This window comes from Nonomuraea sp. NPDC049421 (assembly GCF_040677005.1).
Classification (GTDB): Bacteria; Actinomycetota; Actinomycetes; order Streptosporangiales; family Streptosporangiaceae; genus Nonomuraea; species Nonomuraea salmonea.
On the sequence record NZ_JBFAQA010000053.1, the window covers coordinates 13502 to 37546 of the forward strand.

The 24045-nt window shown below is 70.6% G+C and carries 23 protein-coding genes; 10 read left to right on the forward strand and 13 right to left on the reverse strand.

Translation table 11 applies throughout. The annotated features are described in order from the left end of the window. Window positions 1-8: 8 nt before the first annotated feature. Entirely contained in the window at window positions 9-686 is a 678-nt protein-coding gene (locus AB0K18_RS48620) for a hypothetical protein (RefSeq protein WP_364929473.1), read from the reverse strand. Between the two features lie 249 nt (window positions 687-935). Between AB0K18_RS48620 and AB0K18_RS48625 the strand changes: the two genes are divergently transcribed. Continuing rightward, the gene (locus tag AB0K18_RS48625; RefSeq protein ID WP_364929476.1) at window positions 936-1271 is read left to right on the forward strand and encodes a carboxymuconolactone decarboxylase family protein; all 336 of its coding nucleotides are present in this window, start codon (window positions 936-938) and stop codon (window positions 1269-1271) included. Here the strand turns inward: AB0K18_RS48625 and AB0K18_RS48630 are convergent. Then, the gene (locus AB0K18_RS48630) at window positions 1231-2394 is read right to left on the reverse strand and encodes a PQQ-dependent sugar dehydrogenase (protein WP_364929479.1); all 1164 of its coding nucleotides are present in this window, start codon (window positions 2392-2394) and stop codon (window positions 1231-1233) included. The genes AB0K18_RS48625 and AB0K18_RS48630 overlap by 41 nt on opposite strands. 35 nt (window positions 2395-2429) lie before the next feature. On the opposite strand from AB0K18_RS48630, the gene AB0K18_RS48635 reads away from it, so the two are divergent. Then, a complete protein-coding gene (locus AB0K18_RS48635) occupies window positions 2430-3179 on the forward strand; it encodes an SDR family oxidoreductase (RefSeq protein WP_364929482.1) in 750 nt (249 codons plus the stop codon). Window positions 3180-3314: 135 nt separating this feature from the next. Here the strand turns inward: AB0K18_RS48635 and ugpC are convergent, their stop codons facing one another. After that, window positions 3315-4529 carry a sn-glycerol-3-phosphate ABC transporter ATP-binding protein UgpC gene (gene ugpC / locus AB0K18_RS48640; RefSeq protein ID WP_364929485.1) on the reverse strand — a complete coding sequence of 405 codons (1215 nt, stop codon included), beginning with the start codon at window positions 4527-4529 and terminating at the stop codon, window positions 3315-3317. A gap of 177 nt (window positions 4530-4706) precedes the next feature. Here ugpC and AB0K18_RS48645 point away from each other — a divergent pair, with 177 nt between their 5' ends. Continuing rightward, complete coding sequence (locus tag AB0K18_RS48645; protein WP_364929488.1) at window positions 4707-5774, forward strand: LacI family DNA-binding transcriptional regulator; 1068 nt, start codon at window positions 4707-4709, stop codon at window positions 5772-5774. 50 nt (window positions 5775-5824) lie between these two features. Here AB0K18_RS48645 and AB0K18_RS48650 read toward each other — a convergent pair whose 3' ends face one another. Together AB0K18_RS48650 and AB0K18_RS48655 are read right to left on the reverse strand one after the other, a co-directional pair. After that, window positions 5825-6973 (reverse strand): hypothetical protein, encoded by a 1149-nt coding sequence (locus AB0K18_RS48650; protein ID WP_364929491.1) that lies wholly within the window; start codon window positions 6971-6973, stop codon window positions 5825-5827. Between the two features lie 98 nt (window positions 6974-7071). Next, a complete protein-coding gene (locus AB0K18_RS48655) occupies window positions 7072-7557 on the reverse strand; it encodes a glutathione peroxidase (protein WP_364929493.1) in 486 nt (161 codons plus the stop codon). A gap of 188 nt (window positions 7558-7745) precedes the next feature. On the opposite strand from AB0K18_RS48655, the gene AB0K18_RS48660 reads away from it, so the two are divergent. Continuing rightward, window positions 7746-8144, forward strand: coding sequence for a transglycosylase SLT domain-containing protein (locus AB0K18_RS48660; RefSeq protein ID WP_345387068.1), 399 nt, complete (start codon window positions 7746-7748; stop codon window positions 8142-8144). A 333-nt stretch (window positions 8145-8477) separates the two neighbouring features. Further along, on the forward strand, window positions 8478-8936 hold the full coding sequence (locus tag AB0K18_RS48665; protein WP_364929496.1) for a lytic transglycosylase domain-containing protein: 459 nt from the start codon (window positions 8478-8480) through the stop codon (window positions 8934-8936). 31 nt (window positions 8937-8967) lie between these two features. Here AB0K18_RS48665 and AB0K18_RS48670 read toward each other — a convergent pair whose 3' ends face one another. Next, window positions 8968-9615, reverse strand: coding sequence for a TetR/AcrR family transcriptional regulator C-terminal domain-containing protein (locus AB0K18_RS48670; protein ID WP_364929499.1), 648 nt, complete (start codon window positions 9613-9615; stop codon window positions 8968-8970). A gap of 48 nt (window positions 9616-9663) precedes the next feature. Here AB0K18_RS48670 and AB0K18_RS48675 point away from each other — a divergent pair, with 48 nt between their 5' ends. After that, window positions 9664-12732 carry a hypothetical protein gene (locus tag AB0K18_RS48675; RefSeq protein ID WP_364929502.1) on the forward strand — a complete coding sequence of 1023 codons (3069 nt, stop codon included), beginning with the start codon at window positions 9664-9666 and terminating at the stop codon, window positions 12730-12732. Here the strand turns inward: AB0K18_RS48675 and AB0K18_RS48680 are convergent. Continuing rightward, complete coding sequence (locus tag AB0K18_RS48680; protein WP_364929505.1) at window positions 12631-13941, reverse strand: HAMP domain-containing sensor histidine kinase; 1311 nt, start codon at window positions 13939-13941, stop codon at window positions 12631-12633. The genes AB0K18_RS48675 and AB0K18_RS48680 overlap by 102 nt on opposite strands. A 36-nt stretch (window positions 13942-13977) precedes the next feature. Then, window positions 13978-14469, reverse strand: coding sequence for a nucleoside deaminase (locus AB0K18_RS48685; RefSeq protein ID WP_364929508.1), 492 nt, complete (start codon window positions 14467-14469; stop codon window positions 13978-13980). Window positions 14470-14707: 238 nt separating this feature from the next. Between AB0K18_RS48685 and AB0K18_RS48690 the strand changes: the two genes are divergently transcribed. Both AB0K18_RS48690 and AB0K18_RS48695 read left to right on the forward strand, forming a co-directional pair. Then, a complete protein-coding gene (locus tag AB0K18_RS48690; protein ID WP_364929511.1) occupies window positions 14708-16432 on the forward strand; it encodes an ABC transporter ATP-binding protein in 1725 nt (574 codons plus the stop codon). Continuing rightward, on the forward strand, window positions 16429-18288 hold the full coding sequence (locus AB0K18_RS48695; protein ID WP_364929514.1) for an ABC transporter ATP-binding protein: 1860 nt from the start codon (window positions 16429-16431) through the stop codon (window positions 18286-18288). Before AB0K18_RS48690 ends, AB0K18_RS48695 begins: the two co-directional genes overlap by 4 nt. 65 nt (window positions 18289-18353) lie before the next feature. On the opposite strand, the gene AB0K18_RS48700 is transcribed toward AB0K18_RS48695, so the two are convergent. The 5 genes from AB0K18_RS48700 to AB0K18_RS48720 are packed head-to-tail and all read right to left on the reverse strand — an operon-like array spanning window position 18354 to window position 20846. Then, the gene (locus tag AB0K18_RS48700; protein WP_364929518.1) at window positions 18354-18656 is read right to left on the reverse strand and encodes a hypothetical protein; all 303 of its coding nucleotides are present in this window, start codon (window positions 18654-18656) and stop codon (window positions 18354-18356) included. 57 nt (window positions 18657-18713) lie between these two features. After that, window positions 18714-19055 carry a DUF202 domain-containing protein gene (locus AB0K18_RS48705; RefSeq protein WP_364929520.1) on the reverse strand — a complete coding sequence of 114 codons (342 nt, stop codon included), beginning with the start codon at window positions 19053-19055 and terminating at the stop codon, window positions 18714-18716. 13 nt (window positions 19056-19068) lie between these two features. Next, window positions 19069-19401 carry a DUF202 domain-containing protein gene (locus AB0K18_RS48710; RefSeq protein ID WP_364929523.1) on the reverse strand — a complete coding sequence of 111 codons (333 nt, stop codon included), beginning with the start codon at window positions 19399-19401 and terminating at the stop codon, window positions 19069-19071. Window positions 19402-19458: 57 nt separating this feature from the next. After that, window positions 19459-19845, reverse strand: a complete 387-nt coding sequence (locus tag AB0K18_RS48715; protein WP_364929526.1) for a hypothetical protein — start codon at window positions 19843-19845, stop codon at window positions 19459-19461. A 47-nt stretch (window positions 19846-19892) separates the two neighbouring features. Beyond that, the gene (locus AB0K18_RS48720) at window positions 19893-20846 is read right to left on the reverse strand and encodes an alpha/beta hydrolase (RefSeq protein WP_364929529.1); all 954 of its coding nucleotides are present in this window, start codon (window positions 20844-20846) and stop codon (window positions 19893-19895) included. A 201-nt stretch (window positions 20847-21047) separates the two neighbouring features. On the opposite strand from AB0K18_RS48720, the gene bla reads away from it, so the two are divergent. Then, a complete protein-coding gene (gene bla / locus AB0K18_RS48725; RefSeq protein WP_364929532.1) occupies window positions 21048-22004 on the forward strand; it encodes a class A beta-lactamase in 957 nt (318 codons plus the stop codon). Further along, on the forward strand, window positions 22004-24019 hold the full coding sequence (locus AB0K18_RS48730; protein ID WP_364929535.1) for a transglycosylase domain-containing protein: 2016 nt from the start codon (window positions 22004-22006) through the stop codon (window positions 24017-24019). Before bla ends, AB0K18_RS48730 begins: the two co-directional genes overlap by 1 nt. Window positions 24020-24045 lie beyond the last annotated feature (26 nt).

The following is a 24045-nucleotide window of genomic DNA, read 5'->3' on the forward strand; positions in this document are numbered from 1 at the left end:
GGGCTCCCTCATCCAGGCAGCCGGAGCAGCTTGAAAGAACTCGCGATCTTGTCGAACTCGGCGGCACGCTCGCGGTAGCAGGTGGAGCGGCAGCCGATGAGCATGACGGAGACCGTGGCGCCCTTCTCGTCGAGGATGGCGGTGTGGTCGAACGTCTGGACGTACGCGCCGATCTGGTAGTTGAAGCGGACGTGCACGCCTCTGGCGCCGCCGTCCAGGCTGAGGACGTCGTCGCCGATGGGTTCGAAGCGGTTGAACAGGGGCGCCTGGCCGGTCGCCATGGCCTGCTGCGCGTAGAGCGCGCGCGTCTGCTCGGTCACCGGCAGGATGAAGTCCCGCAGCAGGTTGAGGGAGATCGCGTCGCGCTGCTCGGCGGTGAGCCGGTGCACGGTGGCGTAGACGAACGGGTCTCCCGAGCCGAGCAGGTGGGCGACCGAGGGTTGCGCCGACTGGTCGAAGGCCGTCGACCAGACCCGCTGGGCCCGCAGCAGCGCCGCCTGCGAGTGGGGGTGGTCGCCCGACAGGTACAGCTCGATGGGGTACGCGTCGAGCTGCTTGAAGGAGGCCGGCACCTTGAAGTAGGTGGTGCCGCTCTTGTCCCTCACGTAGGTGAACTCCGGCTGCCCGCACGCGGACAGCGTCAGGATCGCGGCCAACAGCGCGATCAACCCCCGTGTCTTTTTCACCAGGGCTTACCTCCGCTTGGCGGACCAACGGAGTGGTTGTGCCAGCTTTCTGGTGAAATGAGGCCCGATGCGCAGGAATAAATCTTGACCAAATCTTGGCCGTAGATTGGCTTTACTTGTTACAGACCGGCCGCGGCCGCCCTCGAAACCGGTTGCTCGGGACTCCAACGTTCATGCAACCTCCCATTGGTTCATCTCGGGAAGTAGCGAAAGATATGAGGATCCCTTCCGACACCCGCGGAGAGAACAATGACAGAACCCGCCATGGAGACCGTCGACTCCTTCGGCATGACGGCCGAGCGGCTGTTCGCCGAGGTCTGGTCGCGCACGGTGCTGTCGGTCAGGGAGCGCCGGCTGCTCCTGCTCGGCCTGCTGGTCGGTCAGGGCCTGCACGAGGCGACCGAGATCCAGCTCGACGTGGCCCTGCGCGCCGGCGAGCTGAACGAGTCGGAGCTGCGCGAGGTGGTCGTCTTCCTCACCCACTACGCCGGATGGGCCCGTGGCGCGAAGCTGAACGACCAGGTGGAGTCGTTGATCGAGCGGGTCAGGCGGGATCGACGCGATAGAGCGGACCCCTCAGGCTGAGCGCGTAGAGCTCGCCGTCGGGGCCCTCGCCGAACGACGACAGCTGCTCCACCTCGCCCACGTCGGCCGCGGCGTCGAGATCGTCCACGGGCGCGGCCTTCACCCATCCGGCGCAGAAGTCGCCGTACAGGAAGTGGCCGCGCAGCCACGGGATCTTCGTGCCGCGATAGACGTGACCGGCGATGACCGAGCAGTTGCCGCCTTCCTGCAGCGAATAGACGATCACCGGCTCGACCGGATCGGCGGCCTCGCCGTCGCGGAACGGGCTCCTGCCCTCGCGCAGGTTCCAGCCGTAGTTGGCGCCGCCCTTCGAGCCGGCCGGCTCGCGGTCGACCTCCTCCCAGGCGTTCTGGCCGACGTCGCCGATCCACAGGTCGCCGCTCTCGCGGTCGAAGGTGAAGCGCCAGGGGTTGCGCAGCCCGTACGCCCAGATCTCCGGCCGCGCGCCGGACCTGCCGACGAACGGGTTGTCGCGCGGCACCGCGTACGGCTCGTCGCCGCGCGGGTCGATGCGCAGGATCTTGCCCAGCAGCGTGCCCAGGTCCTGGCCGTTGCCCTCGGGGTCGCCGCCGCTGCCGCCGTCGCCGAGCGCGATGTAGAGGTGGCCGTCGGGGCCGAAGGCGAGCTGGCCGCCGTTGTGGTTGGCGTAGGGCTGGTCGACTTTGAGCACGTCGCGCCTGGCGGTGGCCTTGGAGCCGTCGTAGGCCCACTCGGTGACGTGGGTGTCGCCCTGGGTGTCGGTCCAGTCGAGGTAGAGCCAGCGGCCCGAGGGGTGGAAGGCCACGCCGAGCAGGCCCTGCTCGTTGCCCGTGCTGACCTCGCGGGACAGGTCGACCACCGTCGCGCCGTCGGAGGTGCGCAGCCGGCCGGTCTGCTCGGCGACGTAAAGGCGGTCGTCGTCCTTGCGCACGGCCATCGCCACCGGCTGCTCCAGCGTGGCGATCTCGGTGAACCGCAGCTCGCCGCTGGACGACGGCGAGGACGACGGCGAGGGGGTGGCGGCCTCGGAGCTCGCGGAGCTCTGAGCGGCCGACGGCGTCACAGGGGCCGGGGCGGCCGGCGTGCAGGCCAGCAGGGCACCGGGCAGGAGCGCGAACGAGAACACGGCCACGACGAGGCGCACGGCCCTCATCCTGCCACGAACGTTAGGGTTCAGACATGCCTACCGCACTGATCACCGGCGCCACCTCAGGAATCGGCGCCGCTTTCGCCCGGCGCCTGGCCGCCGACGCCTATTCGCTCGTCCTCGTGGCCCGCGACGAGCTCCGCCTGATCCGCACCGCCGACCAGCTCAAGCTGAGGTACGGCGTGCCGGTCGAGGTGCTGCCCGCCGACCTGGCGACGGACGAGGGCCTGGCCAAGGTCGAGTCGCGGCTGCGCGACGGCGTCGATCTGCTGATCAACAACGCCGGGTTCGGCAACCCCGGCCATTTCCCCGACGTGCCGGTCGAGCGCGAGGCGCGCATGCTCAAGGTGCACTGCGAGGCGGTGCTGCGGCTGACGCTGGCGGCGCTACCCGGCATGCGCGAGCGCGAGCGCGGTGCGATCGTGAACGTGGCGTCGGTGGCGGCGTTCTTCACGCGGGGCACCTACAGCGCCTCGAAGGCGTGGGTGGTGAACTTCAGCGAGTCGGCCGCCGCCGAGCTGCGCGACCCGCGCATCAAGATCATGGCGTTGTGCCCGGGTTTCGTCAGGACGGAGTTCCACCAGCGGGCCTCGATGGACTCCTCGACCATCCCCGGCTTCATGTGGCTCAAGGCCGACGACGTGGTGCGCGAGGCGATGCGCGACCTCGCGCTCGGCAAGCGGGTGTCGATCCCCGACCTGCGCTACAAGGCCGTCGTGGCGATCGGGCGGCTCATCCCGCGCAGCGTGCAGGCGATGGTGTCGCAGCGGATCGGACGCTGAAGATCGGCCGCTGAAGATCGGCCGCTGAAGATCGGCCGCCGGCGAAAAGGCGGGCCCCCGCCGCGGGAGGGGGTCGCGGTGGGGGCCCGGACGGTCGCGGGCGTCGCCCGCGGCCGGGAATGGGAGGTCAGCGCCTCAGCGGTTGGCCTCGTGGCCGATGGCCAGACCCGAGGTCGGGTCGAAGAAGTGCAGGTTGTGCGTGTCGACGACCAGGTCGATCTGCTGGCCGGGGCGCACGTGGCTGCGGGCGTTGACGCGGGCGGTCCACAGGGACTTGTCGCCCGCCAGCGGCAGCGTGCTGTCCTCGTCGTCACCGGCGTCGGCGGCGGCCACGGTGTCCTTGTGCTCGACCGGCGGGGCGTCGATCAGGAACAGGACGTTGATCTCGGAGCCCAGTTCCTCGGTGACCTCCGCCTTGACGGGCAGCGTGGCCCAGCCGTTGGCGTGGTTGCCGGCGGAGGCGGCGTCCTCGAAGTCGGAGGGGCGGATGCCGAGGATGATCTTCTTGCCGACGTACTGGTCGAGGCCCGGCTTGTCGGAGAAGGTCGCCTCGGGGATCGACAGCTTGATGTCGGCGAAGGCCACCGCGGGGCCGCCGTCGCCGCGCACCAGTTCGGCGGTGACGAAGTTCATCGCGGGCGAGCCCATGAAGCCGGCCACGAACAGGTTGACGGGCTTGTCGAACAGGTTCTGCGGGGTGTCGACCTGCTGCAGGATGCCGTCGCGCAGCACGCAGACGCGGTCGCCGAGGGTCATGGCCTCGACCTGGTCGTGCGTGACGTAGACGGTGGTGACGCCGAGGCGCTCGTGCATCTGGTTGAGCGAGGCGCGCATGGAGACACGGAGCTTGGCGTCCAGGTTGGACAGCGGCTCGTCCATGAGGAACGCCTGCGGCTCACGCACGATGGCGCGGCCCATGGCGACACGCTGGCGCTGACCACCGGAGAGAGCGGCCGGCTTGCGCTTGAGGTAGGTCTCGAGGCCGAGCATCTTGGCGGCCTCGTTGACCCGCTTCTGGATCTCCGGCTTCGGCATCTTGCGCAGCTTGAGGCCGAAGGCGAGGTTCTCCTCGACCGTCATGTGCGGGTAGAGCGCGTAGTTCTGGAAGACCATCGCGATGTCGCGGTCCTTCGGCGGGAGGTGGTTGACCACCTTGTCGCCGATGGCGATCTCGCCGCCGCTGATGTCCTCCAGGCCCGCGATCATCCGGAGCGCGGTCGACTTACCGCAACCGGACGGGCCGACGAGCACCATGAACTCGCCGTCCTTGATTTCAAGGTTGAGTCCGTTCACGGCCTTGACGCCACCGGCGTAGACCTTGTCGACGTTCGTCAGAACGATGGATGCCATGACATTCCTTCGCGCTCCAGGGCTGTGGCCCGGATGTTGGTCCCGTTTCCCACTCACGTGGATACGTTTTCAAGCATCTCACCCGAAACGGACATGAGTGTCAAGGGTTACGGCGTGACCAGCCCTTGTTCTTCGCACATCTTCCTCTTTACCGGAAACCATGATGGAATCGTTTCCATGGAGAAGCGGGCGACCATCAAGGATGTGGCCGAGGCGGCCGGCGTGGGCGTCGCCACCGTCTCCCGGGTGCTGTCCGGCGGCTCGGCCAGCCCGCAGACCCGCGAGCGCGTCCTGGCCGTCGCGGCGCAGCTCGACTACCGCCCCAGCGCGCTCGGGCGCAACCTGCGCCAGCGCCGCACCGGCGGCATGGGCCTGCTCGTGCCCGACCTGACCGACACCTTCCACGCCCAGCTCGCCGAGGGCGTGCTCGCCTGCGCCCGCTCGGCCGGCGAGCCGGTCGTGCTCGGCTCCACGGCGGGCGACCCCGAGCAGGAGTCCGAGCTGATCGGCATGCTGCTTGAGCAGAGCGTCGACCGGCTCATCGCGGTCCCGTCGGGCGACGAGGAGAGCTGGGCGCCGGCGCTCCGCGCGGGCATGACGGTGGTCTTCGCCGACCGGCTGCCCGCCGTGCCGTCCGCCGATGACGACGACCCGGCGGTGCGGGCGGTCGACGACCTCATGCTGCTCGACGGGGCCGCCCCCGCCCCCGCGCGTCCCCGGTCGCTGGACGTGCCCTCCGTGACGGCCGACGACCGGTCAGGCATCCGTACGGCGGTGCGCTACCTGCGCGGCCTCGGCCACCGGCGCATCGCGTTCATCGGCGGGCCCGGCCATGACCGGCGCGCCGCGGCGTTCAGGGAGGCGGTGGGCGAGCCGGTGGACGAGGAGCTGATCGTGTTCGGCACCGGCAGCCGCGACTCCGCCTACGCCGCCGCCTCCGGCCTGTTCCAGAGCCGTCCCGACCTGTCGGCCGTGGTGGCGGGCGGCAACGTGCTCGGCGAGGCGGCCGTGCTCGCGGCCAGGGAGCTCGACCTGCGGGTGCCGCGAGACGTCTCGCTCATCATGTACGACGACGTCCCCTGGGCCGAGCTGTGCTCACCCCCGCTGACCGTCGTCGCCCAGCCGGGGCGCGACATGGGCTATCGGGCGGCCGAGCTGGTGCTGCGGTCGGGCGGCCGGCGTCCGCGCTCGGTGGTGCTGCCCACGCAGCTGATCGTGCGCGGCAGCTGCGGCCCCCGCCACTGAGGCTCTTTCATCGCGCGGCCCCTTTCAGCTCGCGGCGCGCCGTGGCCTTCCTACCCGGCGCCGCCCGTGTAGCGGCGGGGCAGGACCAGCACCGGGTTGTCGTCCAGGAGCACCTCGGGCGGGCCGAACCTGGCCGCCGCCCGCCTGATCTCCGGCTCGTCGAGCAGCAGCAGCCGCCCGTGCTCGACGAACAGCTCACCGTCCACCACCACGGTCGGCCGGTCCACCTGGCAGTCGCAGTGCGCGAACCCGGGCCCGCTGGTCACCGGCAGGCCGCCGGTCAGCCCGTCGAGCCCGCAGTAGAAGGCGCCCGCGTGCTTCTCCCGCTCGAACTGGGTGCCGCCGGCCAGCCGCACCTTCGGGTTGAGCCCGAACAGCGCGTGCCGCATGTAGAAGCCCTCGGGCGCGTACCTGCGCAGCTGCGCGGCGGCGGCGCCGCCCTCGATCTTGCGGACCAGGTTGCCTTCGAGCGTGATGCGCAGCGGCTCCTCGGGGACGCCGGTGACGGTGGAGTCCTCGACGACGAGCATGCCCTCGGTCTCGGTGGGCCAGAAGTTGACGCCCCCGTACGGGAACGGCCGCCAGTCGCCCGGCCGCAGCCCGCCGGGCCCCGGGTCCTCGAAGGTGAACCCGGCGAACGTCAGGTCGGTGCCCCGCACCGAGGTCACCCTGATCGAGGAGGCCGTGGCGAGCTGCCGCAGCGCCCTGGCCACCAGCGCGTAGAAGACCTCGACCGGCAGCCTGGCCCCGGTCAGCAGCGCGCCGGCCGTGGCGGTCATGTGCAGCGACACGAACCGGGCCGAGCGCGCCCTGATCTGGTCGAAGAACAGCGGCTCGCTGTGCACCTCGCCCCACCAGGTGCCGCCGATCACCACGTCGGCCTCGTGAAAGGCGGCCGCCTCGATCTGCAGCGGCGCCTCGCGGTCCCACCCGCCCGCGCTGAACGGCGGCACCGACAGGATGCGCACGTCCGCGTCGCGCATCGCGGCCGCGGCGGCGATGGCCTGCACGACCACCGGGTCCACCGTGTGCTCCATCATCAGCAGCACCCGGTCGCCCGGAACGACCTGGGCGTATTCGCACAGGTTGCGCGCGCCGGGCATCAACTCGACGATCGCGTACGGCGACACGGAGGGCTCGGCGGCGTAGGTGAAGGGCGATCCCGCGTACGGGTTGCCGGCGTACGGATTGATCGTCATCACGCTCCCCTGCGGGCCGGACCAGCGACAATGGGGATGACTACCCACCGGCCCGCGCGCGTAGCGTCATGACTTCGTAACGCTTGGCGACCGCCGCGTCAGAGCAGCTTCTCGATCGCCGCGACGACCGCCGGGTCGTCGGGCGTGGTGCGGGGGCGGAAGCGGGCGACGACCCGGCCCTCGCCGTCCACGAGGAACTTCTCGAAGTTCCACTGCACGTCGCCGGCCTCGCCCTGCTCGTCGGCGGCCTGGGTCAGCTCGGCGTAGAGCGGGTGCCGGCCCGGGCCGTTGACGTCGGCCTTCTCCAGGAGCGGGAAGTCCACGCCGTACGTGGCGGCGCAGAACTGCTGGATCTCCTCGGCGGTGCCGGGCTCCTGGCCGGCGAACTGGTTGCAGGGCATGCCGACGACGGTGAAGCCGCGGGGGCCGTACTGGCGCTGGAGCTCGACGAGGGCGGCGTACTGAGGGGTCAGGCCGCAGCGGGAGGCCACGTTCACGATCAGCGCGGGGCCACTGGAGGCGAGGGCGCCGAGCGTGGTGGGGGCGTCGTCGAGGGTGCGGAGCGGGATGTCACTGAGGCTCATGATCCGACCCTACAGAACGAGTCAGGGCCAGATTTGTGACACAGTCCTCATTTTTCGGACAAACCCCCTGAAGAAGGTATATATCGTGATCTTTACTGACGATCTTCGTTTTCTTGGTCAATTCACTGTCAAGAGCATCGCTCGGGCACTGTGGCGCGGTCCATGAACCCCCTCGAAAGGGAACCCGCATGCCCATGCTCCGCCGTACCGGCGTCCTGGTGCTGACCGCCACGCTCGTGGCGGCCGGCGGCGCCTCGGCCGCACAGGCGCAGAGCTCCCAGACCAGCGGCAGGAACAAGTCCATCGCTCGGACCATGGTGGCCAAGCGAGGCTGGGACATCGGCCAGTACAGGTGCCTGGTGAAGCTCTGGACCCGCGAGAGCGGCTGGAACCACCGCGCGGGCAACCGCAGCTCAGGCGCCTACGGCATCCCGCAGGCGCTGCCCGGCCACAAGATGGCCTCCTCGGGGCGCGACTGGCGCACCAACCCGCGCACGCAGATCCACTGGGGGCTCGGCTACATCAAGCAGCGCTACAAGTCGCCATGCCGGGCCTGGGGCCACTTCCAATCCCACCATTGGTACTGAGCCAAACCCCAGACTCGCGCGCTTTTTACGGCAAGCCCCGCCCAGCCGGGAGGCGGGCCGGGCAATCCCGCTCCAGCGAGCGGGCCTTTTATCCGCAACGAACACACAAACACCCGTCCTTCGCCTGTCACTGTAAGTGACCGATGGTGACCGTGCGTAATAGGAATCGTGCTAAAGGACACGTCGCGGTGCCCTCCGGGCCGCCCAGCACGATCGGGCGGAACAGGATCCCGGAGGGCCACGCGGACCCTCCGCGCCCGAGCCACGGGCGCGGGCAGGCAGGGCGCGCGCCGAGCGCGCCCGTCCGCACGCGGCCCGATGGCAAGGATCGATTTGGACAGCACACGCGTGCTCACGGGCACACTCATCACCGTCAGCGCATTCACCGTCATCGGCGGCACGCCGGCCAGGGCCGAGACCATGCCGATGCCGATCAAGACCAGGACCTGGACCACGTCGGCCCAGCCGAAGGTCACGGCCGTCCGGCCGGAGAACAGGAACAAGAAGATCGCCCTGGGGCACGTCGTCCAGCGCTCGTGGAACCTGCGCGAGTTCCGCTGCCTCGACAACCTGTGGACCAGGGAGAGCGGCTGGAACCACCGGGCACGTAACAGCTCATCCGGCGCGTACGGCATCCCGCAGGCCCTCCCGGCCGGCAAGATGCGCGGCGCGGGCCGCGACTGGAAGCACAACCCGGAGACACAGATCCGGTGGGGCCTGGCCTACATCAAGGGGAGGTACGGCAGGCCTTGCGGCGCCTGGGGACACTTCAGATCGCACAACTGGTACTAGGAGGCTCAGGAGGGCATCCGGTGCCGAACCACTACCGGGTGCCCTCCCTGCGCCCAGCCCGCTCCTCGACGGCCCTGATCAACATGTCCAGCCCGAACTCGAACTCCGCCTCGTGATCGCACTCCCCCAGCAGCCCCGCCAGTGACGTCACCTCGGGGAACAGCGCGGGATCGACCCCATCCGCGCTGATCGTCCTGGTCTGCGCCGGCGCGAACGTCGGCGTCACCCCCACCTCCCGCAGCAGCGAGCCCACGATGTAGGCGATGAACATGCGCAGCACCCGCACCGCGTCGGCCCCGTCGAACCCCGCGTCGCGCAGCGTCGCCAGCGCCCGCTCGACCGGCAGCAGCCCCGCCGTGGAGTGCAGCTGCCTGCTGACCACCAGCATCGTGCAGCGCGGGTAGTGGTGGGCGATCTGCCGGAACGCCCGTGCCTGGCCGCGTACGCGCTCGCTCCACGGCGCCTCGGGATCGTCGGTGAACTCGATCCCGCTCAGCACCGCCTCGGCGACCCCGTCGAGCAAGGCGTCCTTGTTGGGCACGTGGTTGTAGAGCGACATCACGCCGACCCCCAGCCCGGCCGCCACGCGCCGCATGGAGATCGCGTCGGCGCCCTCCCGCTCGATCAGCTCGACGGCGGCGGCGACGATACGCGCTCGGGTAAGAGGCTCAGTGGGCATGACTCATTCTAGGAACGCGATCACCCCCGACTCCGGCAGACTGGGCGAGTGCGGCAACTCCTCACCTATCGCGACGCCGTAGCCCTCCTGGGCGGCCCGACGGCGGTTACGGGTCTGCTCGACAAGGGCTCTTCCCTGGCGCTGTTCGGGCTCGGCGAGATCGATCTGTTCGACGCCCGCGGCGAGGCGGTCCGGCTCGGTGACACCTTCCTGCGCCGAACGCGCGACAAGATCAAGGGCCTGAGCCGGTACGACACCACGCAACGGCTGGCGGCGGCCCACGCGGTCATCGTGATGGTCGCCTACTTAGAGGCACTCGCCGAGATGGACGTGCTCCGCGAGCTGACTCTTGAGGACCAGCGCCGCATCCTCGGCACCGACGGGCAGATGCGTTCCGTGACCGACAACCTCACCATGCCGATCCCAGATGCCGGCCATGCTTACGAGCACTCGGTGAAGGTCGTCCTCATTCACTACCGCGTGCTCACCAACGCGCTGCTCCACGTCCTGGAAGGGCTCGCGTGTTGGGACCGCTGGGATGAGACCACACGGTCGCGGCTGCGTGACGACACACCGGTCCGGGCTCTGCGGCGCTACGAGGAGCTGTTCCGCCGGATGGTCGCCGAGTTCCCCGAGGTGGCCTGCTGGATCGACCGCGCCGACCACCAGGCCACCAGGGCCGAGGTCAGGAAGCTGGGGCACGGCCTGGCCGGGATCGAGCGGCGGCTGGGCGCGATCCCGCAGGTACGTGGCTTGCCTGACCGCCTTATCGCGCTGATCACATCGAACCAGGCCGCTCTACGGCGCCCGATGTTGTCCTCCACTCGTACACCCCCGGGCATGACCCTCCCCGCTCTCGAACAGGGCTACATCGACCCGCAGTACCGTCTGCATCTGCATTCGAATCTCCACGCCCCCGAGGAGATGTCTGCACAAGTCGAATACCGTGACGACCTCACTTCCGTCCTGGCCGCCTACCTGACGCAGCCCCTGTCCGCCGAGTTGCCGCTGCTCGTGCTGGGGCAGCCAGGTGCGGGCAAGTCCGTGCTGACCCGGGTGCTCGCCGCCCGGCTTCCGGCGAGCGAGTTCCTCCCGCTCAGGGTGGAGCTGCGCGGCGTGCCGGCGGACGCCGACGTTCTCGCGCAGATCGAATACGGCATCAGGGCCGCCCTGGACGAGGACATGTCCTGGCCGGACTTCGTGCATGCGGGCGGCGGCGCGCTCCCGGTGGTCATGCTGGACGGGTTCGACGAGCTGCTCCAGGCGACCGGCGTCAACCAGAGCGACTACCTGGAGCGGGTCGCCGAGTTCCAGCGCACCCAGGCCGAGAAGGGCCGAGCGCTGGCGGTCATCGTCACCTCGAGGACAGCGGTCGCAGATCGGGCCAGGGTGCCGGAGGGCTCCTACGTCATCCGCCTGGAGCCCTTCGACGACGACCAGATCGAGCAGTGGGTCACCGTCTGGAACGACGCCAACCAGGCATACTTCCGCGGCCGCGACCTGCAACCCCTGCCCCTGGAGAAGGTGCTCGCCGTACCGAAGCTGGCCGGTCAGCCGCTGCTGCTGTCCCTGCTGGCCCTCTACGACGCCGACGCCAACGCGCTCCGTCTCATGCGCGAGGACCTGCCCGAGGCCGAGCTCTACGAGCGCCTGCTGCACGGTTTCGCCGCTCGGGAGGTCGCCAAGACCCGCCCGGGACTGCCGGACGACGAACTCGAACGGGCCGTGGAGGACGAGCTGCTGCGGCTGTCGGTGACGGCGTTCGCGATGTTCAACCGCGGCCGTCAGTGGATCGCGGACGCCGACCTTGACGCGGACCTGCGCGTGCTGCTGCCGGGCTCAGGAGAGAAGAGCGAAGGATCCGGTTTCCGCCGCCGGCTGACGCAGGCGGAAGGCGTGATCGGCGGGTTCTTCTTCATTCACACCACCCAGGCGCTGCGCGACCACGAGCGGCTCAGGACGTACGAGTTCCTGCACGCCACCTTCGGCGAGTACCTGGTCGCCCGCCTGGTGGCCAGGGAGCTGGCGGACATGGCGGAGCAGCTGGCCTTCGCCGAGTCGCGCCGCCGCCCGGCCACCCCCGACGACGGCTTCCTGCACGCCCTGCTGTCGTTCGCCGCGCTGGCGGGCCGCGCCCCCACGGTGGACTTCCTGGCCCACCGCCTGACGAGCGACCTCACGGAGGACCGGCGCGAGATCCTCAGGAGGCACCTGTGCGAGCTGTTCGCGCGGACGCTGCAGGCCAGGCCGGGCTCGGCGTACGACGCCTACCAGCCCACCCGAGCGGACGTGACCGCCCGCTGCGCCGCCTACGCCGCGAACCTGATGCTGCTCGCGGTCCTCGCGGCCGGCGGCCCGGTGACGGGGGCCGAGCTGTTCGGCAGCGCCCAGCCGGAGCACGCGAACGAGCTGTGGCGCAGGATGACCCGCCTGTGGCACTCCCAGCTCACCAGGGCCGAGTGGGACGCGCTGATCCGCACGGTCAAGGTCCGCCACGAGCTGCGCGACGGGGTCAGGACGCTGGAGGTGACCTTCGAGCGGGACGCCGAGATCGACGTGGCGGACCTGGTCTTCTTCACGTGGCCGGGCGAGCGGCCGCAGCCGGCCCGCGGGATGCGGTCGAGCGGCTCGATCCCCATGCGCGAGATCGCCTTCCGCGACGACACGCTGCTCGGCCACCTGTACGCCGCCCTCCTGCCCTACGCGGCGGACGTCGATCCGACGCTGGAGTCGTACCCGCGCTCCCCCGTGGCACTGCTGCTCGACCTCCTGCTGAGCGAGACGCCGCACACCGGACGGTACGCCGTCGCGCTGGCGGAGGGCCCGACCTGGAAGTACGTGGACCAGGTGCTGCGCAGGCTGGCGGAGGACGCCCGCGTGCTGCCCGGCCGCGACGTGCTCAACCTCATGCGGACGGCCGCCCGCCGCTGGTCGGGGCCGGACCGGCTGCAGCGGATCCACGAGGTGCTGAGCGCGCGCCCCGACGTCGACGAGCGCGTCAAGGTGCAGGCGGGCCTAGTCGCGGGGCAGGCGGAGGACGAGCCGCGTCTGCGGCCCTTCGATGGCCAGTTCTCCGCCGTGCTCCCTGGCGATGTCCCGGGCGATCGGCAGTCCTAGGCCGCTGCCGCCGAGGTCGCGCGAGCGGGTCCCGTCGAGGCGGGTGAAGCGTTCGAACACCTGCTCCCGCTTCTCCTCGGGGATGCCGGGCCCGTCGTCCACCACTTCGAGCACCGCCTCGTCCCCGCTGCCCCGCACGTGCACCTCCACCTTGGAGTCGCCGTAGCGGTCGGCGTTGGACAGCAGGTTGGTCAGGACGCGGGCCAGCCGCAGCCGGTTGCCGCGCACGTGCACGCCGGGCTCGGCGCGTACGGTGATGGGCAGCCGGGAGGGTCGCCGCGCGACCTCGTCCTCGACCAGGCGGCCGAGGTCGAGGCGTTTCTTCTTGACCGGCGCCCCGGCGTCCAGGCGGGCCATGAGCAGCAGGTCCTGCACGATGTCGGCGAGCCGCTGCGCGTCGTCCAGCGCGGCCCGCCAGTCGGCCTCGCCGCGCTCGTACAGCCCGTCCTCCAGCCGCACCATCAGCCCGGTGATGGGGGTGCGCAGCTCGTGGGAGGCGTCGGAGACGAAGCGCCGGTGCCGCTCCACGGCGTCCTCCAGCCGGTCGAGCGTCTCGTTGACGGTGGCGGCCAGTTCGGCCACCTCGTCGCGCGAGTCGGGCACCGCGACGCGGGAGCTGAGGTCCTCGGCGCTGATCCGCTGCAGGCCCTGCCTGATCTCCTCGACGGGGGCGAGCACGCGGCCGACGCCGTACCAGGTGCCCCAGGCCATCAGCGCCAGCAGCAGCGCGGAGGAGCCGAAGAGCATGACCCGCAGGTACGGCGAGTGCAGCAGGAACGGCTCGCGGACGGCCGCGTAGGCGACGACGGGGCCGTAGACGGTGGCGCGGTTGCTGGTGCCGACGACGGCGAGGCAGCCTTCCGGCCGGCACTCCCGGGTCTCGACCTGCGAGTCACCGCCGGTGGGCCGGGCCTGGGTGATCGGCGGCTCGCCGAGCAGGCCGGCGCTGGCGGCGACCACGCGGCCCTCGTAGTCGACGATCTGCAGCAGCCCGATGCCGTTCATCGGCGGGATGGGGCCCTCGAAGCGCTGGGTGTCGACGATCGTGGTGAGGTGCCTGCTCGCGGTGGCGGCCTGCGACACCAGGTCGGCGCGGGCCCTGGACGGCCACGTCGCCGAGAGCAGGGCCGCTCCGCCCAGCAGGAGGACGCCGAACGACGCCACCGTCGCGAGCGTCATCCGAGCCCTGATGGAGCGGCCGTGCACCATGTGTCCGACTGTGCCACGCGGGCGGCAAACCGCAGGTCAAACGGATGTCGGCCGTCCGCTGTGGTACCTCCTGTGCAGCTCGCGCACCTCGTCGGCCAGCTCGGGCGCGGGGCCCTCGACGGTCACGCCCGGCGCGATCTCGTTGACCGGCAGCGGGCGCACGGGCGGCGGCGGCACGCCCAGCTCGCCGAGCCAGGTGGTGAGCTGGGCCGAGGAGGTGGCGTACACGATGCGGCCGAGCCCGACCCAGGCGTGCGCGGCGGCGCACATCGGGCAGTGCTCGCCCGAGGTGTAGACGGTGGCGGCGGCGCGCTCCTCCGGCGTGAGGTGCTCGGCCGACCAGCGGGCCAGCGCGAACTCAGGATGCCGGGTACGGTCGCCGGACGCGATGTGGTTGTGGTCCTCGGCGAGCACCGCGCCGTCGCCGGCGACCAGCACGGAGCCGAACGGCTCGTCGCCCGCATCGAGCGCACCGCGGGCCAGCTCGACGCAGCGCCGCAGGTGTGCGAGCTCGGATTCGCCGATCATCGGCCGCCCTCCTTCCTGTCGTCAACTACGGTTTACGGACCGGCCGAAAGTGCGTGACATTCACGTTTTCCCACGTCATGTACAGAAAACCCACCCTGAGGCCACAGAAAATCGGTTGATCCGGCGTATTAGCCTAGAAGGGATGCCTCCCGATACGCACCAACCTCGCCCTGCCCTGCCGTCTTCCGGGCCGTCTTCCAGATCCTCCTCCAGGCTCTCCGCCAACTCCCTGTGGCGGATGCGGTCCTACCTCCGCCCCTACGTCTTACGGCTGGTCGTCATCTGGCTGACCGCACTCGTCGGCGTCGGCCTGGTGATCGTCTTCCCCCTCATCATCGAGCAGGTCATCGACGGGCCCGTGGCCGACAAGGACCCCGGCGCTCTGCTGCCGCTCGGCCTGCTGGCGGTCGGCGTGGGCGCGCTCGAAGCGCTGCTGATCTTCTTCCGGCGCTTCATCCAGGTCAAGCCGGTGCTCGGCCTGGAGACCGCCATCCGCGACGACCTCTACGCCCACCTCCAGCGCCTGCCCATGGCCTTCCACGGCGACTGGCAGTCGGGCCAGCTGCTGTCACGGGCGACGACGGACCTGTCGACCCTGCGGCGCTTCCTCGGCTTCGGCGCGCTGTTCCTGGTCATGAACGTGCTCCAGGTCGTCACCGTCACCGTGCTGCTGCTCAACAAGTACTGGCCGCTCGGCCTGCTGGTGCTGGCCTCGGTCGTGCCGATCGTGATGACCTCCCAGCGCTTCGAGCGGCGCTACATCAAGATCTCCCGCCAGGTCCAGGACGAGCAGGGCGACCTCGCCACGTTCGTCGAGGAGTCGGCGATCGGCATTCGCACGATCAAGGCGTTCGGCCGCCGCCACCACGTCTTCGACCGCTACGACGAGGCCGCGCTCAAGGTCTACGGCTCCTCGATGAGCAAGGTGCGGCTGTCGGCGAAGTTCTTCTCCTTCCTGGAGATCGTGCCCAACATCACGCTGGCGCTGGTGCTGCTGCTCGGCGCGCTGGCGGTCGGCTCCGGCGCGCTGACGCTGGGCGCGCTGGTCGCCTTCACCACGCTGATGCTGCAGCTCGTCTGGCCGGTGGCGAGCCTCGGCTACCTGCTGGTCATGGCGCAGGAGGCGATGACCTCCGCCGACCGCCTGATGGAGGTCATGGACACCGTCCCCACCATCGAGAGCGGCTCGGACGTCATCGAGGAGCCGCACGGCCACCTGCGCTTCGAGGGCGTCGGCTTCCGCTTCGCCGACTCCGAGCAGCCCGTGCTCCAGGACGTCTGGCTGGACGTGCGGCCGGGTGAGACGGTCGCCATCGTCGGGGCCACCGGGTCGGGCAAGACCACCCTGACCGCGCTGGTGCCCCGCCTGCTCGACCCCACCTCGGGCCGGGTCACGATCGACGGTCACGACGTCCGCGACCTCGATCTCAAGCAGCTGCGCCAGGTGGTCGCCACCGCGTTCGAGGAGCCCACGCTGTTCTCGATGAGCGTGCGCGAGAACCTCATGCTGGGCCGGCTCGACGCCACCGAGGAGGAGCTGGAGCAGGCCATCCAGACCGCGCAGGCGATGTTCGTGTACGACCTGCCGTGGGGTCTCGACACCCGCATCGGCGAGCAGGGCCTGTCGCTGTCCGGCGGGCAGCGGCAGCGGCTCGCCCTGGCCAGGGCGGTGCTCAGCAAGCCGCGCATCCTCGTGCTCGACGACACGCTGTCCGCGCTCGACGCCGAGACCGAGGCCCTGGTCGAGGAGGCGCTGCGGCACGTGCTGCGCGACGCGACCGGCATCGTGGTCGCCCACCGCGCCTCCACGGTGCTGCTGGCCGACAAGGTCGCGCTGCTGCGCGACGGCACGATCACGCACGTCGGCCAGCACCGCGAGCTGCTGGCACAGGTGCCGGAGTACCGCGCGCTCCTGGCGCAGGACGCCGACTTCGACGACGCGGCGGAAGGAGCCCTGCGATGACCACGACGGCGACCACGACCGCGACGGCTCCTGAGAAGAACGCCGCCTGGCGCGGCGTCGGCTCCGAGGACCAGGACGAGCTGTCGGAGAAGGTGTCGGTGCTGCTGCGGGCCCGCTCGCGGCGGCTGCTCGGCGATCTGCTGCGGCCGTACCGGAAGAAGATCGCGCTGCTCGTCCTGATCATCGTGGTCTCCAACGCGGCCGGGCTGTCGATCCCGTTCCTGGTCTCGGTCGGCATCGACCGGGGCATCCCGCCGATCACCGGCGGCCGGGCCCCGACGGTGCTGCTGACCGTGGTCGGGGTGATCCTGGCCGCGGCGGTCACCCAGGCGCTGGCCCGCCAGGCGTTCCTGCGGCTGATGGGGACGGTCGGCCAGAGCATCCTGCTGACGCTGCGCAGGAGGGTGTTCGACCACTTCCAGCGGCTGTCGCTGAGCTTCCACGAGAAGTACACCTCGGGCCGGGTGATCTCCCGGCTGACCTCCGACATCGAGGCCATCGCCGAGCTGGTGCAGTCGGGGTTCGACGCGCTGGTCAAGGCGGTGCTGACGCTGGTCGGCACGGCGGTGCTGCTGCTGGTGCTGGACGTGCACCTCGGCCTCGTGGCGCTGGTCCCGCTGCCGCTGCTGCTGCTGTTCACCAAGTGGTTCCAGCGGCAGTCGGCGGTCGTCTACCGGCGGACGAGGGAGACGGTCGCCCTGGTGATCGTGCACTTCGTGGAGTCGATGATCGGCATCCGCGCGGTGCAGGCGTTCCGCAGGGAGCCGCGTAACCAGGAGATCTTCGAGCAGCTCAACGACGACTACCGCGACGCGAACGCGCGCAGCATGATCCTCGGCGCGACGTTCATGACCGGCATCAAGCTGATCGGCAACATGACGATCGGCGCGGTGCTGCTCTACGGCGGCTACCTCGCCCTGCACGGCGAGGTGGAGGTCGGCGTGCTGGCCGGGTTCATGCTCTACCTGCGCCAGTTCTACGAGCCGATGCAGGAGATCAGCCAGTTCTACAACACGCTGCAGTCGGCCGGCGCGGCGCTGGAGAAGCTGTCCGGCGTGCTGGAGGAGGAGCCCGGCGTGCCGGAGCCGCGCGAGCCCGCGGCGCTGCCGGGCGGCCGGGCGCAGGGCAAGGTGCGCTTCGACGGCGTCGAGTTCTCCTACGTCAAGGAGATGCCGATCCTGCCGCGCCTCGACCTGACCATCCCGGCCGGGCAGAGCGTGGCGCTGGTCGGCGCGACCGGCGCCGGCAAGACCACGCTGGCCAAGCTGATCTCCCGCTTCTACGACCCGACCGAGGGCCGCGTGCTGCTCGACGGGGTGGACCTGCGCACGCTCGACGAGCCGACGCTGCGCCAGGCGGTGGTCATGGTGACGCAGGAGAACTTCCTGTTCGACGGCACGGTGGCGGACAACATCAGGTTCGGCCGCCCCGACGCCACCGACCACCAGGTACGCGAGGCGGCCAAGGCCATCGGCGCCCACGAGTTCATCTCGTCGCTGCCCGACGGCTACGACACCGAGGTGGGCAAGCGCGGCGGGCGCATGTCGGCCGGTCAGCGCCAGCTCGTCGCGTTCGCGCGGGCGTTCCTCGCCGACCCTGCCGTGCTCATCCTCGACGAGGCCACCTCAAGCCTCGACGTGCCGAGCGAGCGGCTGGTGCAGCGGGCGCTGCGGACGATCCTGGCCGAGCGCACCGCGCTGATCATCGCGCACCGGCTGTCCACGGTGGAGATCGCGGACCGGGTGCTGGTGATGGAGCACGGCCGCATCGTCGAGGACGGGCCGCCGGCCCAGCTCATCGCCGCGTCCGGCCGCTTCGCCGGGCTGCACCAGGCGTGGCTGGAGAGCCTCAGCTAGAGGGTTCCGGCTCCGGCACTCCTCCAGGGGTGCCGGAGCCGGCTCTGGATGGAGGGTCGGGGAGTTCAGTACAGCGGCGGGCGTACCGGGCTGATCAGCGGCGTCTCGTCGGGGACGGCGGGCTCCGCCGCTCTCCTCAGCTCCGGATGGCGTGACAGGTAGCCGTCCGGGAAGGTCGTGGCCCGCTGGCAGCCGCAGTGCGGGCAGATGGCGCCCGAGGAGGGCGGCGAGACGGGCAGCCCGGCGCGCAGCCAGATCTCACCCGCGTTGCCGTGACGGTCCTCCTGGTGCCTGACGACGTATTCCTCCTCCCACACGTGCCAGCAGCGCTGACACTCGAAAGGCACGATCCGCAGTTCTTCTTCCATGAGGTCACCCCCTGCTTCCGAGTGTCCGCCTCCCTCCCGGCGTGCCGCAACCCGGCCCTACCGAACGGTGAACACGAAGGTCACGGCGCCCGCGACCACGCTCAGCGTGCCGAGCCAGGCGACGATCGCGTCGAGCCCCGCGTCGAGGGGGCGGCCGCCGTGCAGGGCGGCCTGCACGCGGCGGAAGCGCTGCCTGGTCCTGATCAGCAGCACCGCGCCGCAGAGCGCGGCCAGCGCGAACGCGGCGATGGCGGGCGCCGGCAGGCCGCTGCGCAGCGCGACGCCGGCGGCGCCGAGCCCGCCGGTGGACAGCGCCACGGCGGTGCGCACCCAGGCGAGCCGGGTGCGCTCGCTCTGCAGGCCCTCGTCCCAGATCTCCTCTTCCGGAGTGATGCCCACGGCGTCCTCGCCGTCAGCCCCGCGCCGACAGGATGATCAGGACGAGGGCGGCCACCGCGACGGCGGCGACGCCGTAACCGAAGACGGCCGCGAGCGCGGGCGGCGGGAGCGGCGCCTGCTTGCGCAGCGCGCGCTGGATGTTGCGCCAGCGGGGGTAGGCCATGCCGGCCGCCAGCGCGGACAGGGTGACGAGCGCGACGGCCAGGCACGTACGCAGCCACGGCACGAACACGTCGGACGGCACCGCCGCGATGGCCACCCCACCCGCGCTGAGCGCCAGCGCCGTGCTCAGCCAGGTGAGGAAGGTGCGTTCGTTGGCCAAGGTGAAACGCGGGTCGGGTTCCATGGAAAAACGGTAATTCGTCCCCATTTCCCCTAGAGATGCCGGGATTGTCCTTGAGGGTCAGCTGCAGGCCTGCGCGACCTGGTTGACGTAGTCGGCGCTCTCGGTGGCGACCTTCTGGGCGGCGTCGACCGCGTCGTTGACGTCGTTGACCGTGATGCCGGTCAGCGTGGTGGCCAGGCTGTCGCTGGCCTCCTTGAGCGTGGTGTTGGCCGCCGAGTCGGCCACGCCGTTGAGCTTGGCCGCGGCGTCGTCGATCGCCTTGTCCATGGCCTGGGGGTCGTCGGTCAGCTTGGTGACCTCGGCGGCCAGCTCGGTGATGATCTTGGGCGCCTCGATGCAGGCCTGGGCCTTGTCGATGGTGTTGTTGACCTCACTGCAACCGGCCGCGAGCACGCACGAGGCGAAGAGGGCCAGGGGCACGAACCGGCTCTTGAGTGAACGCATACCTATGACACTACCCAAGCAGTCGGCCACGTGGCGTGACCGAACGCTCAGGACAGTGTGGCGAGCCAGTCGGCCAGCAGCCGGTTGACCTCCTGCGGGCGCTCCTGCTGCACCCAGTGGCCGCAGCCGTCGATCAGGTGGCTGCCCGACAGGCCGGGCATGGTCTGCGGGAACGCCTCGATGGCGCCCGCCAGCCACCGTACGCCCGCGTCCTGCGCGCCCGCGACGAACAGCGACGGCTGCAGGATCGGGGCGCCGTCCCAGGCCGCGAGGTCCTCCCAGTCGCGCTCCACGTTGCGGTAGCGGTTGAGCCCGCCGGTCAGGCCGGTGCGCTCGAACTCGCCCGCGTAGACGTCGAAGTCCTCCTCACCGAGCCAGGACGGCAGCGCGTCCTTCGGCCAGCGGTCGCGCAACCGGCCGCCGGCGGGCAGGAAGAAGGCGCTCTCGCCCGGTCCGTCCGCCGACAGCGCGGCGTAGCAGCCCGCGAGCCACCCTCGTACGTCGGACTCGATCTCCGCCTCGGCCCGCCCTGGCTCCTGGAAGTAGCTGACGTAGAACTCCTCCTCGCCGCCCATCGCCGCGAACGCGTCGGCGGGCCGCTGCGGGCCGCGCGGCGCGTACGGGACGCTGAACAGCGCGACCGCCCGGAACAGGTCGGGCCGCAGCAGCGCGCTGTGCGCGGCGATGCCCGACCCCCAGTCGTGCCCGGCGATCACCGCCGGCCCTCCGCCCAGCTCCCGCACCACGGCCACGCAGTCGGCGACGAGCTCCAGCATCCGGTACGCCGCCACTCTGGCCGGCTTGACCGACCGCCCGTAGCCGCGCACGTCCATCGCCACCGCCCGGTAACCGGCGGCGGCCAGCGCGGGCAGCTGGTGGCGCCACGAGTACCACGACTCGGGGAAACCGTGCACCAGCAGCACCAGGGGCCCGTCGCCCTGCTCCGCCACGTGGATCCGCCCTGCGGGCCCCTCGATCAGCCGATGCGTGATGTCCTTCATGTCATTCCTCCTTTCCCAGCACTATGGGCCGCTCGCGAAGGCGGCGGGTAACCACGTTGCCGTTCCGGCAAAACGGGCACTGACCTGCAAGGATATGGAAAGCGATATGAATGCTTTCGCGATATCGCTATTAGACATCGCGCTTTCGCGTCTGCTTTGCTCCTGCCCTCTGATCTGATCGAACGACGGCAAGGACTTGGCATGCGACACCTTCGTGCCCGGCGGCTCCCGGCCGCGGCGCAGGCGACTGCGTTGACCCTCTCGCTGCTGGCCGGCGGGGCCGCGACCGCGAGCCCCGCCACCGCCTCGGCGGCCACCGTATCGGCGGTCACCGCCGAGCTCTCCGGCCAGGCGCTGGTGAGCAAGGAACTGCGGGCGCTCGAGTCGTCCTTCAAGGGGCGCATCGGGGCGTACGCGATCGACACGGCGACGGGGAGGACGGTGGCTTACCGTTCGGGCGAGCGGTTCCCGCTGCTGTCCACGTTCAAGGCGGTGGCGTGCGGGGCGGCGCTGCACAAGGCGCGCACGTCCGAGCCCGGCCTGATGAACAAGCGGGTGAAGTGGACGGAGGCAGAGGTGAAGCCGAACTCGCCCACGACCGAGAAGCACGTCAAGGACGGGCTGACGGTCGCGCAGCTCTGCAAGGCCGCCATCACGCTGAGCGACAACACCGCGGCCAACATGGTGCTCAAGCAGCTCGGCGGGCCCGCCGGGCTGACCCGGTACTTCCGCAGCCTCAAGGACCCGGTCTCGCGGCTCGACCGCTGGGAGACCGAGCTGAACGACTGGACGCCCAAGGAGAGGCGCGACACCACCACCCCCTCGGCACTGGCCCGCGACCTGCGCCTGCTCACCGCGGGCAGGGCGCTGCACCCCAAGGACCGCGCGCAGCTCAACCGCTGGCTCATCGCGAACGAGACCGGTGACGCCCGCATCCGCGCCGGCCTGCCGAAGAAGTGGACCATCGGCGACAAGACCGGCACCAACCAGGAGATCGGCGCGGGCAACGACGTCGCGATCGCCTGGCCGTCCGGCCGCTCGGGCGCACCGATCATCCTGGCCGTCTACACCAACCGCACGGCCGCGGGGCAGCCCGCCGACGACAAGGTGATCGCGCAGACCGCCACCGTCCTGGCCCGCGGACTCGGCAGGCTCTGATGCGACGTCGGGGGACGAAGCTCCTGCGCCTCGCCGCGGCCGCCGCCGGGTCGGGCGTGCTCGTGGCCGCGATCGCGATCCCGGCCGTCGGGGGCATGGGGGCCGGGTTCGTGGCGGCGGCGGACGAGGTGAACCTCAAGCCGGTCGATCTCGCCGAGCCGCCGCCCGCCGAGGTGACGATCGTGCGGGACGCCAAGGGCGGCGAGATCGCCCGCTTCTACGAGGAGTACCGCGAGATCGTCGGCCTCGACGAGATCGCCGAGCAGATGCGGACCGCGATCGTGGCGATCGAGGACTTCCGCTTCTACGAGCACGGGGCGATCGACGTCGAGGGCACGCTGCGCGCCCTCGCCACGAACCTGCAGACGGGCCGCACCAGCCAGGGCGGCTCCTCCATCACCCAGCAGTACGTCAAGCAGGTGCTGCTCAACTCGGCCGGCACCGAGGCGGAGCGGAACGCCGCCATCGAGGCCAGCTACGCGCGCAAGCTCAACGAGCTGCGGTACGCGATGGGGATCGAGCAGAAGTACACCAAGGACCAGATTCTCGAGAAATATCTGAACATCGCGTACTTCGGGGCGAGCGCGTACGGCGTCGAGGCCGCCGCCAAGCGGTTCTTCGGCGTGCACGCGGCCGACCTGACCCTGGCGCAGGCCGCCACGCTGGCCGGTGCCGTGCAGGACCCGAACGCCACCGACCCCAACCTCGGCCGCGAGCACCGGGAGCGGCTGCTGCACCGCCGCAACGTGGTGCTGAACCGGATGGCGGAGCTGGGCAAGATCACCGCTGAGGAGGCGGCCGCGGCCAAGGCCACGAAGCTGGGCTACAAGGGCACGCGGCTGCCCGGCGGCTGCGAAGCCAGCAAATATCCGTACTTCTGCCTTTATGTCCGGCACGAGATTCTGAGCAACCCCGACTTCGGCCGTACCGCCAAGGCCCGGCTGGCCATGCTCAACCGGGGCGGGCTCACCATCAGGACCACGCTCGACCCGGTCGCGCAAGCCGCCGCCGAGCGCGCCATCAAGCGGTACGTGCACGCCTCCGACCGGCCCGTGGCCGCCGAGGCGCTGGTCCAGCCGGGCAGCGGGGCCATCAGGGCGATGGCCGCCAGCAGGCGCTACGGCCCCGACGCCGGGAAGAACGAGATCTCGTACAACGTGGTCGCCGACACCGCGCACGGGGGCGGTGTCGGATTCCAGCCGGGCTCGACGATGAAGACGTTCACGCTGATCACGGCGCTCAAGGAGGGCATGAAGCTGGACGACGGGCTGGCCGCGGGGGCGGGCTATCGGGCGCCGGCGTACTCGACGTTCAGGAACTGCGCAGGCCAGAGCATCGGCGACCCCACCCATACCGTCACCAACGACGAGGGCTCGCCCGGCTGGAAGACACTGCGCACCGGCACGTGGAGCTCCGTCAACACCTTCTTCATGGAGCTGGAGCAGCGGGTCGGGCTCTGCGACACGGTCAAGACCGCGAAGTCGCTCGGCATCCGGCGCGCGGACGGCAAGAAGCTGCGCGAGTACGAGACGTTCACGCTCGGCATCAACGAGACCGACCCGGTGACGGTGGCCGCCGCCTACGCGGCGATCGCCGCCCGGGGCACCTACTGCGCGCCGATGGCCATCACCCACATCACCGACAGGGACGGCTCGACCACCCGTTACCGCCCCAAGTGCCGCGAGACACTCGAACCCGCCATCGCCGACGCCACCGCCGAGGTGCTGTCGGGCGTGTTCACCGAGGGGACCATGCGGGGCGCGGGCGGCATCGGCCGGCCCGCCGCAGGCAAGACCGGCACCACCGACGGGTACGCCTCGGCCTGGTTCGCCGGCTTCACCCCCGACCTGGCCGGCGCCGTCAGCCTGGGGGATCCGCGGGGGTCGCAGCAGTACAAGCTGACCGGGGTGACGATCGGCGGGCGCTATTACGGGTCGGTGCAGGGGGCAGGGCTGAAGCGTTCTCATGTGGTGAGACCGAGGAGCTGGAGACCGTCGGCGGGGTGGCTGCGGTAGTGGTCGGTGGCGGCGGTGATGTTGGT

Excerpts from the sequence above, each read along its gene's own strand:
- AB0K18_RS48655 (WP_364929493.1), bottom strand. The coding sequence starts at position 7,557 with ATGAGCCTCAGTGACATCCCGCTCCGCACCCTCGACGACGCCCCCACC.
- AB0K18_RS48680 (WP_364929505.1), bottom strand. The coding sequence starts at position 13,941 with ATGGTGCACGGCCGCTCCATCAGGGCTCGGATGACGCTCGCGACGGTG.
- AB0K18_RS48670 (WP_364929499.1), bottom strand. The coding sequence starts at position 9,615 with ATGCCCACTGAGCCTCTTACCCGAGCGCGTATCGTCGCCGCCGCCGTC.
- AB0K18_RS48660 (WP_345387068.1), top strand. The coding sequence starts at position 7,746 with ATGCCCATGCTCCGCCGTACCGGCGTCCTGGTGCTGACCGCCACGCTC.
- AB0K18_RS48695 (WP_364929514.1), top strand. The coding sequence starts at position 16,429 with ATGACCACGACGGCGACCACGACCGCGACGGCTCCTGAGAAGAACGCC.
- AB0K18_RS48710 (WP_364929523.1), bottom strand. The coding sequence starts at position 19,401 with ATGGAACCCGACCCGCGTTTCACCTTGGCCAACGAACGCACCTTCCTC.
- AB0K18_RS48700 (WP_364929518.1), bottom strand. The coding sequence starts at position 18,656 with ATGGAAGAAGAACTGCGGATCGTGCCTTTCGAGTGTCAGCGCTGCTGG.
- AB0K18_RS48645 (WP_364929488.1), top strand. The coding sequence starts at position 4,707 with ATGGAGAAGCGGGCGACCATCAAGGATGTGGCCGAGGCGGCCGGCGTG.
- AB0K18_RS48650 (WP_364929491.1), bottom strand. The coding sequence starts at position 6,973 with ATGACGATCAATCCGTACGCCGGCAACCCGTACGCGGGATCGCCCTTC.
- AB0K18_RS48625 (WP_364929476.1), top strand. The coding sequence starts at position 936 with ATGACAGAACCCGCCATGGAGACCGTCGACTCCTTCGGCATGACGGCC.
- AB0K18_RS48730 (WP_364929535.1), top strand. The coding sequence starts at position 22,004 with ATGCGACGTCGGGGGACGAAGCTCCTGCGCCTCGCCGCGGCCGCCGCC.
- ugpC (WP_364929485.1), bottom strand. The coding sequence starts at position 4,529 with ATGGCATCCATCGTTCTGACGAACGTCGACAAGGTCTACGCCGGTGGC.
- AB0K18_RS48635 (WP_364929482.1), top strand. The coding sequence starts at position 2,430 with ATGCCTACCGCACTGATCACCGGCGCCACCTCAGGAATCGGCGCCGCT.
- AB0K18_RS48690 (WP_364929511.1), top strand. The coding sequence starts at position 14,708 with ATGCGGTCCTACCTCCGCCCCTACGTCTTACGGCTGGTCGTCATCTGG.
- AB0K18_RS48720 (WP_364929529.1), bottom strand. The coding sequence starts at position 20,846 with ATGAAGGACATCACGCATCGGCTGATCGAGGGGCCCGCAGGGCGGATC.
- AB0K18_RS48685 (WP_364929508.1), bottom strand. The coding sequence starts at position 14,469 with ATGATCGGCGAATCCGAGCTCGCACACCTGCGGCGCTGCGTCGAGCTG.
- bla (WP_364929532.1), top strand. The coding sequence starts at position 21,048 with ATGCGACACCTTCGTGCCCGGCGGCTCCCGGCCGCGGCGCAGGCGACT.
- AB0K18_RS48715 (WP_364929526.1), bottom strand. The coding sequence starts at position 19,845 with ATGCGTTCACTCAAGAGCCGGTTCGTGCCCCTGGCCCTCTTCGCCTCG.